8 protein-coding genes are annotated in these 7483 nt (G+C 51.5%); all 8 read left to right on the top strand.

From position 1 onward, the window contains the following. Nucleotides 1–85 precede the first annotated feature (85 nt). The 8 genes from KNP92_RS15170 to lysS all read left to right on the top strand — a co-directional run bounded on the left by KNP92_RS15170 (nucleotide 86) and on the right by lysS (nucleotide 7131). Complete coding sequence (locus KNP92_RS15170; RefSeq protein WP_214841980.1) at nucleotides 86–1435, top strand: anthranilate synthase component I family protein; 1350 nt, start codon at nucleotides 86–88, stop codon at nucleotides 1433–1435. Further along, the gene (gene pabA, locus KNP92_RS15175) at nucleotides 1432–2016 is read left to right on the top strand and encodes an aminodeoxychorismate/anthranilate synthase component II (RefSeq protein ID WP_214841984.1); all 585 of its coding nucleotides are present in this window, start codon (nucleotides 1432–1434) and stop codon (nucleotides 2014–2016) included. The genes KNP92_RS15170 and pabA overlap by 4 nt, the downstream gene beginning before the upstream one ends. Continuing rightward, nucleotides 2000–2833 (top strand): aminotransferase class IV, encoded by an 834-nt coding sequence (locus KNP92_RS15180; RefSeq protein WP_214841987.1) that lies wholly within the window; start codon nucleotides 2000–2002, stop codon nucleotides 2831–2833. The genes pabA and KNP92_RS15180 overlap by 17 nt, the downstream gene beginning before the upstream one ends. Further along, nucleotides 2830–3615, top strand: a complete 786-nt coding sequence (folP, locus tag KNP92_RS15185) for a dihydropteroate synthase (RefSeq protein ID WP_214841989.1) — start codon at nucleotides 2830–2832, stop codon at nucleotides 3613–3615. The genes KNP92_RS15180 and folP overlap by 4 nt, the downstream gene beginning before the upstream one ends. Continuing rightward, nucleotides 3608–3973 carry a dihydroneopterin aldolase gene (gene folB / locus KNP92_RS15190; RefSeq protein WP_214841992.1) on the top strand — a complete coding sequence of 122 codons (366 nt, stop codon included), beginning with the start codon at nucleotides 3608–3610 and terminating at the stop codon, nucleotides 3971–3973. Before folP ends, folB begins: the two co-directional genes overlap by 8 nt. Then, on the top strand, nucleotides 3970–4473 hold the full coding sequence (gene folK / locus KNP92_RS15195; protein WP_214841995.1) for a 2-amino-4-hydroxy-6-hydroxymethyldihydropteridine diphosphokinase: 504 nt from the start codon (nucleotides 3970–3972) through the stop codon (nucleotides 4471–4473). Before folB ends, folK begins: the two co-directional genes overlap by 4 nt. Before the next feature lie 23 nt (nucleotides 4474–4496). Further along, nucleotides 4497–5492, top strand: coding sequence for a tRNA dihydrouridine synthase DusB (dusB, locus tag KNP92_RS15200; RefSeq protein ID WP_214841998.1), 996 nt, complete (start codon nucleotides 4497–4499; stop codon nucleotides 5490–5492). Between the two features lie 148 nt (nucleotides 5493–5640). Beyond that, on the top strand, nucleotides 5641–7131 hold the full coding sequence (lysS, locus tag KNP92_RS15205; RefSeq protein WP_214842001.1) for a lysine--tRNA ligase: 1491 nt from the start codon (nucleotides 5641–5643) through the stop codon (nucleotides 7129–7131). Nucleotides 7132–7483 lie beyond the last annotated feature (352 nt).

Below are 7483 nucleotides of genomic sequence, written 5' to 3' on the forward strand. Positions count from 1 at the left end.
TGCCTTTTCTTGTGTACAATTAGAGGCATGAACTAGAAGAACGGGGGAATCGAATGTGCGGACGACAGCGTTCAAAACAATCCACATGACAAAACAGAAGATGTATGACACGTATTTAACGTTGACGGAAGGGAAGTCGCATTACGCCTGGCTCGAGAGTGGACGGGCCGGTCGGTATACGATGGCGGGCGTCGAGCCGTTCGGAACGCTTCACGTGAAAGATCACACGGGAACCTTGACGACGGAAACGGGGGTTGAGGCGCTACATGGTCGTCCACTTGATATCGTCGAAACGGTCCGTTCGCGTTACGCGGTTAAACGTCCGGATGGGGCCCCGCCATTCTTTGGCGGGATGATCGGCTATGTGAGCTATGACGTGGCTCGAACGCTCGAACGATTACCTCGTGAAGCGGCTGATGACTTGGCGACGCCCGACGTCTCCTTCTTGTTATTCGACGAAGTGGCCGTTTTCGATGAGGAAGATTCGTTGCTCTACCTCATGGTCACGGCTGAAGAACACGTCGAAGCAAAACTTGATCGCTTCGCGGCGCTTTGGCAGACGGAGACACATTATGCCTTCGCGCCTGTCGTCCATCGTGATGTGGAGCGTGCGCGCTCGCTTTCTCAAGAACAATTTGTCGCGGCGGTGCAGACGATTCAAGACTACATTGTGGAAGGCGATGTTTTCCAAGTCAACTTGAGCGTCAGACAATCTGAACCGCTCCTCGCCGATCCGCGATACGTCTACGATACGCTTCGTGAGATGAACCCGTCGCCGTATATGGGGTACTTCAAAGACGATGTGTTAACGATGGTATCGGCTTCGCCGGAGTTACTGATTGAGAAATATGGAGCGGCCATCTCGACGCGGCCGATTGCCGGTACACGGCCGCGGGGACGTGACGAGGCGGAAGACATGGAGCTAGCTAGAACCCTTCTAGATAACGAGAAAGAGCGGGCTGAGCACGTTATGCTTGTGGATTTGGAGCGAAACGACCTCGGAAAAGTGGCCGCGTACGGCACAGTTCATGTCGACGAGTTGATGGTGATTGAAAAGTACTCGCACGTCCAACACATCGTCTCGAACGTTCGCGGCCTGATTCAAGACGGCGTCTCAGGGGCCGAGGCGCTCGGGGCAATGTTCCCAGGCGGTACGATCACGGGCGCACCGAAAATCCGGACGATGGAGATTATCGAAGAACTCGAACCGGTTCGCCGCGGAATCTATACCGGGTCGTACGGCTGGATCAGTTGGGATGATGACCTCGTTTTTAACATTACGATTCGAACGATGATTGTCAAAGACGGTACGGCTTATGTTCAAGCAGGCGCAGGAATCGTCATCGACTCAGACCCGGTCGCAGAATATGAAGAATCGTTGTCAAAAGCGAAAGCGCTCTGGGCGGCGAAAGCGAAAGCGGAGGAGACAACATGATTTTACTCATCGACAACTATGATTCATTTACGTATAACTTGGTTCAATACTTTGGAGAACTCGGGGAAGCGCTCGTCGTCCGTCGAAACGATGACATTACCCTCGAAGAAATCGAAACGCTAGCTCCGAGCTACCTTGTCATCTCCCCAGGGCCCTGTACCCCGAACGAGGCGGGCATCAGTGTAGAAGCGATTCGTTCGTTTGCCGGAAAAATCCCGATTCTTGGCGTATGTCTCGGGCACCAAGCGATTGCGCAAGCGTTCGGCGGAGAAGTCGTTCACGCCGATCGGCTCATGCATGGGAAGACGTCTAAAATCCAGCATGACGGGAAAACCATTTTCACAGGTGTCCCACAAGAGACAGTAGTCACCCGATATCATTCTCTTGCGGTCAGTCGGACCTCACTTCCGGATTGCCTCGACGTGACGGCTGAGACGCGAGAAGGCGAAATCATGGCACTTCGTCATAAGACATTGTCGATTGAAGGGGTACAATATCACCCGGAAGCGATTTTAACGGAACATGGGAAAGAGATGATTCGAAACTTTATCGAGGTGTACCGTCATGTGGCTCTGGCATAACGGCGAGTTACGTGGAAGTGAAGAAGTGTCCGTCCCTGTGTACGATCATGGTTTCTTGTATGGGATGGGCTTGTTTGAGACGTTTCGCACGTTTAACGGGAAACCGTTCTTGTTTGACGCGCATTGGGAGCGGCTCACCCATAGTTTAGAGGCGCTATGGATTGACTTGCCTTACCGAAAACAAGACATCGAGCAAGCCATTCAAGCCGTCGTCGAGCAAAATGCGGCTCCGAACCTCTACATTCGCCTCAACGTATCAGCCGGTGTCGCGCCACTTGGGCTTCATGACGAGCGGTACGAGCGGCCGAACGTGACACTCCTCGTGAAACCGCTCGCTGAGGCGTTTACGCCAGTTGAAAAACGGCTCGAGGCGTTACCGCTCCCTCGGAGTCGTCCCGAAGCCGCGTTTCGGTTAAAGTCCCATCATTATATGAACAATATTCTCGGGAAGCGTGCCCTGATGGACCGTGAAGCCGAAGGATTGTTTGCGGATGAGTTGGGCCACGTCGTAGAAGGACTTGTCTCGAATGTGTTTTGGACGGAGCGGGACGGTCGTCTCTTTACGACGCCGCTTTCTTCGGGCGCGCTCGCCGGTGTGACCCGGCAATGGGTCATGGAGACGTTTGACGTATCAGAGCAAGACGTTACGTTTCAGGAGTTGGCCGAGGCGGAAGAGATCTGGTTGACGAACTCGGTTCAACAGATTGCACCGGTGACAGAATTTTATGGTCGACACTTCCCTGGTAAAGAAGGAACGCGGTTTATGGAGGCGTGGCGACACGTGATGAAGACGATTGAAAAGGAGAGTGCGAGATGACGAACGTAATGGGGATTTTGAACGTAACACCGGATTCGTTCTCGGATGGCGGTCGTTACACGACGCTTGACGATGCGATCGCACATGCGAAACAGCTCGTCGAAGACGGGGCCGATGCAATCGACGTCGGGGGTGAGTCGACACGGCCGGGCGCGCAATTCGTAACGGCTGAGGAAGAGATTGAGCGGGTCGTTCCGGTCATTCGCCGTTTAAAAGAAGAGCTCGACGTGTTGATTTCGATTGATACGTACAAGCCGGAAGTCGCGCGTGCCGCCCTCGAGGCTGGAGCGGATATCATTAACGATGTGTGGGGTTCGAAATGGGGCGACCGCTCGATGGTGACCGTGGCGAAAACATATCGCGTGCCGATTATTTTAATGCACAATCGCGACAATCGAAATTACGGGCATTTCATTGAAGAAGTCGTCGGAGATCTTCAGGAGTCGATTGAACTCGCTCATGAAGCAGGTTTACCTGACGAATTGATTTGGCTCGACCCGGGCATCGGCTTCGCGAAAGACTATGAACAGAACCTCGAACTGATGAACCGACTCGACGTCATCACAAACCTCGGCTATCCGGTACTCCTCGGGACGTCACGGAAATCGTTTATCGGACAGGCGCTCGATTTACCGACCGAGGAACGAGGCGAAGGGACAATCGCGACAACGTGTCTCGGCATTATGAAAGGGTGTGCCTGGGTGCGGGTACATGACGTACGTGCGAATAAACGGGCCGCGCGGATGATGGACGTGATGTTAGGAGGCGGACAACATGGATAAAATGTTTGTGAACGGGATGCGCTTTTATGGGTATCATGGTGTGTTTGAAGAAGAGAATCGACTCGGGCAACGGTTCAATATCGATTTGATGTGTGAACTCGACCTTGCCCCGGCTGGAATGTCAGATGATTTAAACGATGGAGTAAGTTACGCCGGCTTGTATCAAGTGACAGAAGACATCGTCACGGGTGAACCGGTCAATTTGCTCGAGACGCTCGGGGAACGGATCACGCAAGCCGTACTTGCGCATAGCGATAAAATCCAAAGCGTGACCGTCAAAGTGATCAAACCGGATCCGCCGATCCCAGGGCATTACGACTCGGTCGCCATCGAGATGACGCGGAGGCGAAACGGATGATGTACGTCGCACTCGGGTCAAATATCGGTGATCGGGCCCGCTACTTACATGAAGCGATTGAAGCGATGGAGGCAGAGGGGCTTCGTGTCACGAGTCGGTCGTCGGTTTATGAGACGGCGCCAGTCGGATACATAGAACAGCCTTCGTTCTATAATATGGTCGTTCAAGTCGTCACGGCACGGTCAGCTGAAGATGCGCTCGAGCGGTTACAACACATCGAGCGGCAGCTTGGTCGGGAACGTCTCTTCAAGAACGGACCCCGTACAATCGACCTTGACATCTTGGTTTATAACGGCGAAGATATACAATCGAAGCACTTGTCTGTACCGCATCCGCGGATGCATGAACGCGCTTTTGTCCTCGCCCCGCTCGCGGAAATCGCTCCGACGCTCGAGGTGAGAGGCCAGACGGTTCAAAACCTATTCCTCGCGCTCCCGGAAACGGAGCGACGCGATGTGGTTCGGCTTGAATCGTTACAGTCGCTCGTTGATTCGGTTTAACGTCTATAAAAGGAAGTGGATCTATGTCAGGATTTAAGATTGGAAACGTGGACATTAAGAATCGGGCCGTGCTTGCCCCGATGGCCGGTGTCACGAATCCGGCATTTCGTCTCATCGCGAAAGAGTTCGGTGCCGGGCTTGTCTGCGCCGAGATGGTGAGTGATAAAGGGATTTTACTAGAAAACGCACGGACGCTTCGGATGCTTTACGTCGATGAGCGTGAAAAACCGCTCAGTCTTCAAATCTTTGGCGGATCGAAAGACACGCTCGTGCGGGCGGCGACGTATGTCGATCAAAACACGAATGCGGACATTATCGATATCAACATGGGGTGTCCTGTGCCGAAAGTAACGAAGTGCGAGGCGGGGGCGAAGTGGTTGCTCGACCCGGAGAAAGTGTATGAGATGGTGAATGCCGTCTCGAACGCGGTCGAAAAGCCGGTCACCGTCAAAATGCGTCTCGGTTGGGATGAGGATCATATTTATATTCTTGATAATGTACGTGCTGCCCAGTCAGGTGGTGCCTCGGCGATTGCGATTCATGGCCGGACCCGTTCCCAACAATATGAAGGAACGGCGAACTGGGAATGGATTGGCGAGGCGAAAAAGATTGCGACCGTCCCGATTATCGGGAATGGCGATATCTCGACACCGCAAGAAGCGAAACACGCGATTGACCATTACGGCGTTGATGCCGTCATGATTGGCCGTGCCGCTTTAGGGAACCCGTGGATGCTTTACCAGACGGTTCAATATTTGGAGACGGGCGAGCTTCCGCCAGAACCGGCAGCGCGGGAGAAGATTGATATTTGTATGCTTCACCTTGATCGTTTGATTGCCATCAAAGGTGAGTTGACGGCGGTTCGTGAGATGCGTCAGCACGCGGCTTGGTACTTAAAAGGATTGAAAGGGAGCGGCCCGGTTCGCAAGCAAATCAATGAGGCTGAATCACGTGATACGTTCGGGATCATTTTGTACCATTTCGTCGAGCAACTCGAACGACAGATGCAAGAAGTGTGAACTAGTGTAAAAAAGTGATTTATGGTAAGCTTGTTTGGCGAAAAAGCGCTACGCAATGAGCGAACGGCTCAGGCTGTGCTGTTGGCCATTAGGTCGACAGTTTTTTATTAGAGAGAAACCCAATACGTATAGAGGAGTGAATGGAGTAGTGAGTCACGAGTTGGAAATGAACGACCAAATGCAGGTGCGTTTTGAAAAGATGACGGAAATGCGTGAACGTGGTTTAGACCCGTTTGGACAGCGGTTCGAACGCTCGGCCCATGCCGGTGAATTGCACGAACAATATGAGGCGATCGAGAAAGAAGCGCTCGCTGAACAAGACGTCGACGTGACGCTTGCTGGCCGAATCATGACGAAACGTGGAAAAGGGAAAGTTTTCTTTGCCCACATTCAAGATGTCACAGGCCAGATTCAAATTTATGTTCGCAAGAATGATGTCGGTGACGAGGCGTTTGATTTGTTCAAATCATCGGATCTTGGTGATATCGTGGGTGTGAAAGGGAAGTTGTTCAAAACGAACGTGGGAGAATTGTCGATTCACGTTGAAGCGTTTGAACTGTTGACGAAAGCATTGCGTCCGCTTCCGGATAAATATCACGGATTAAAAGATGTGGAGCAACGTTACCGTCAACGTTATCTTGACTTAATTACAAATAATGATTCACGTCAGACGTTTATTTTGCGTAGCCGGATTATCTCAGAAATCCGTAACTTCCTAAATCAACGTGGTTACCTTGAAGTGGAGACGCCGATGCTTCATACGATCGCCGGTGGTGCAGCGGCTCGTCCGTTCTTGACGCATCACAATGCGCTTGATATGGAACTTTATATGCGAATCGCGATCGAACTCCACTTGAAACGTCTCATCGTCGGTGGACTTGAGCGTGTCTATGAAATCGGACGCGTCTTCCGAAACGAGGGAATTTCGACACGTCACAACCCAGAGTTCACCATGATCGAACTATATGAAGCATATGCGGATTACAACGACATTATGGATTTGACGGAAGAATTGGTTGCCCACGTGGCGAAAGAAGTGCTTGGCACGACAGATGTCCAGTATGGGGAAGATACGATTCATCTCGGCATTGGGTGGAAACGTGCCCACATGGTCGACTTGGTGAAAGAAGAGACTGGAGTCGACTTCTGGCAGCAAATGTCGGACGAAGAAGCCCGTGCACTTGCGAAAGAGCATGGCGTCGAAATTCAAGACCATATGACGTTCGGTCATATTGTGAATGAATTCTTCGAACAAAAAGTAGAAGAGACGTTGCTTCAACCGACTTTCGTCACAGGTCATCCGGTCGAAGTCTCACCGCTTGCGAAAAAGAATGATCAAGATCCACGCTTCACAGATCGTTTTGAGCTGTTCATCGTTCGTCGCGAGCACGCGAACGCGTTCACTGAGTTGAACGACCCGATCGACCAACGTGAGCGTTTTGAAGCTCAGTTGGTTGAGAAGGAAGCAGGAAATGACGAAGCGCACGAGCTCGACAACGATTTCCTTGAGGCGCTCGAGTATGGCATGCCACCTACTGGCGGTCTTGGAATCGGGATCGACCGTCTTGTCATGTTGCTTACAGATGCGCCATCGATTCGTGACGTCTTGCTCTTCCCGACAATGCGTCATCAGCAATAAGTGCCGACTTGATGTGACGTTGCCCCTGTTCCAGCTTGACTGGGACGGGGGTGTTTTTATGAGGTCAAAAATTATTTTTAAAAAGTTTTTGAAAAACACTTGCCTTTCAGTTCAACATACGGTAAATTAATAAACGTTGCCGCTGATGGCAGCGGAAAGAAATAAAAAAAGTGGTTGACAACTGTGTCGATGACTTGTATTATTTTAAGAGTTGCCAATGGGCGGCAGACGAACTTTGAAAACTGAACGATGAGGCAAAAAATGTTTTACAATTTTTGAATGAAGCGCAAGCTTCGTCATTTTCAAGAGCTATATCAAATTCTTTGGAGAGTTTGATCCTGGCTCAGGACGA

The organism is Exiguobacterium sp. s122 (assembly GCF_018618475.1).
In the GTDB taxonomy this organism is placed as follows: domain Bacteria; phylum Bacillota; class Bacilli; order Exiguobacteriales; family Exiguobacteriaceae; genus Exiguobacterium; species Exiguobacterium himgiriensis.

Bases quoted from the DNA above. Each gene is read 5' to 3' on its own strand.
- KNP92_RS15170 (WP_214841980.1), top strand. From the start codon at position 86: ATGACAAAACAGAAGATGTATGACACGTATTTAACGTTGACGGAAGGG.
- pabA (WP_214841984.1), top strand. From the start codon at position 1,432: ATGATTTTACTCATCGACAACTATGATTCATTTACGTATAACTTGGTT.
- KNP92_RS15180 (WP_214841987.1), top strand. From the start codon at position 2,000: ATGTGGCTCTGGCATAACGGCGAGTTACGTGGAAGTGAAGAAGTGTCC.
- folP (WP_214841989.1), top strand. From the start codon at position 2,830: ATGACGAACGTAATGGGGATTTTGAACGTAACACCGGATTCGTTCTCG.
- folB (WP_214841992.1), top strand. From the start codon at position 3,608: ATGGATAAAATGTTTGTGAACGGGATGCGCTTTTATGGGTATCATGGT.
- folK (WP_214841995.1), top strand. From the start codon at position 3,970: ATGATGTACGTCGCACTCGGGTCAAATATCGGTGATCGGGCCCGCTAC.
- dusB (WP_214841998.1), top strand. From the start codon at position 4,497: ATGTCAGGATTTAAGATTGGAAACGTGGACATTAAGAATCGGGCCGTG.